Raw genomic sequence first — 1,308 nt, 5'->3', positions numbered from 1 at the left:
CTAGCTCCATAACATAGACGTACTGAATATGAACTGCTGGGTAGAGGTTGCTTGGCTTGATTCAGCAAGGCATTGTTGCCTGAATTCAGGTTGAATCTTTTGCCGAAGTTGCTGATGTTTTTTCACCTGGAGCAACTTCCTTTTTTGGCAAGCGGGTTGCGCAGGCAGTTTTCTCAATCTGCGTTATGTTGATCAACGGTGAGGAATAGAGAATGAAAACAATCATGTATCTGGTGTTTCTGCTTGTTGGCGGATCAGTATTTGCAACAGTGCAAGCCGCTGGCCTGGAATTGAGTTCCACAGGTATAACCTTTCCTGATGGTTCAATACAGAATACAGCAGCGGGTGGACAGGGGAATTGCACTGAAATTACGCAGTCAGACATTCCTTTGACCATTACTTCATCTGGGGTTTACTGCCTGACAGAAAATATTTCGTCGGGACTCACAGCGATAACCATTAGTGCAAATGACGTCGTCCTGAACCTGAATGGTTATCTGGTAGACGGCAGCAGCGTGGGTAGCAATACCGCTCAGATGGGTATCCTTTGTATGGGTCAGAAGGATGTGGTTATCACCAACGGATCCATCAAGGGGTATTTCTGGGGCGTGTTGCTCAACAATTGTGACGGTGCCCAGGTTACCTATCTGCGCACAATGAGTAACTATGGGTCTGGTATCGATATGTGGAACGGCAGTGATAATGTATTGATCGCCCACAATCAGATCTACCATATTGGTGGAACGACTCGACCCGGCTATAGCCATATATATGGTATCAGTGTCAGGAGTGACTGTCCGGGGTCGCAGATACTGGACAATGATATCTACGATATCTTCTCACCAAGTGGTGGAAGGTCCTACGGAATTCGCGCCTGGAGTACGGCAGGTGAGGTCTCAAACAATCGCATATCCGGTCTTGTAACCACAGGAGGTGGGCTTGAAATACCGATAACCTTTACTGGAAAAGGTGGTCTGTTGCGTGGCAACACCCTGTCCGGATCTGGCACCAATACCATCACCACTGCAATTGGTTCTTCCGGACTTTGTGCTGACAACAAGGCCATAGGGTTTGCCTCTGCTACTTCGTCCTGCACCAATGGGGGCGGCAACGTAGCTGCTCCGTGAGCGATGTATAGCAGCTTTTGCCGGGAAAACCTGAGCTTCGCTACAGGAAAACGGGAAGTGCATCCGCTGCCAGCCATGGAGAGCGAAGCGAAGGCTGGTAGTCCCCAGTAGCCGCGAGGCCGCACTGTTTTCCCGGCGTGCCTTGCGCCAGAGGGAAAACAAAGTAGGCCTCCGAACGCGG

Annotated in this window: 1 protein-coding gene; it reads left to right on the top strand. The window is 50.0% G+C overall.

The genetic code is table 11. The features are described from left to right. Positions 1-212: 212 nt before the first annotated feature. Positions 213-1,127: a right-handed parallel beta-helix repeat-containing protein gene (locus ACOCD2_RS20345; RefSeq protein WP_293650192.1), complete on the top strand. Its 915-nt coding sequence runs from the start codon at positions 213-215 to the stop codon at positions 1,125-1,127. Positions 1,128-1,308: the final 181 nt, after the last annotated feature.

Source organism: Thiolapillus sp. (assembly GCF_048562965.1).
GTDB classification, from domain to species: Bacteria; Pseudomonadota; Gammaproteobacteria; order Chromatiales; family Chromatiaceae; genus Thiolapillus; species Thiolapillus brandeum_A.
Note: the sequence above shows the minus strand (reverse complement) of the source record. Positions and strands in the feature narration are given on the sequence as shown.

Excerpts from the sequence above, each read along its gene's own strand:
- ACOCD2_RS20345 (WP_293650192.1), top strand. The coding sequence starts at position 213 with ATGAAAACAATCATGTATCTGGTGTTTCTGCTTGTTGGCGGATCAGTA.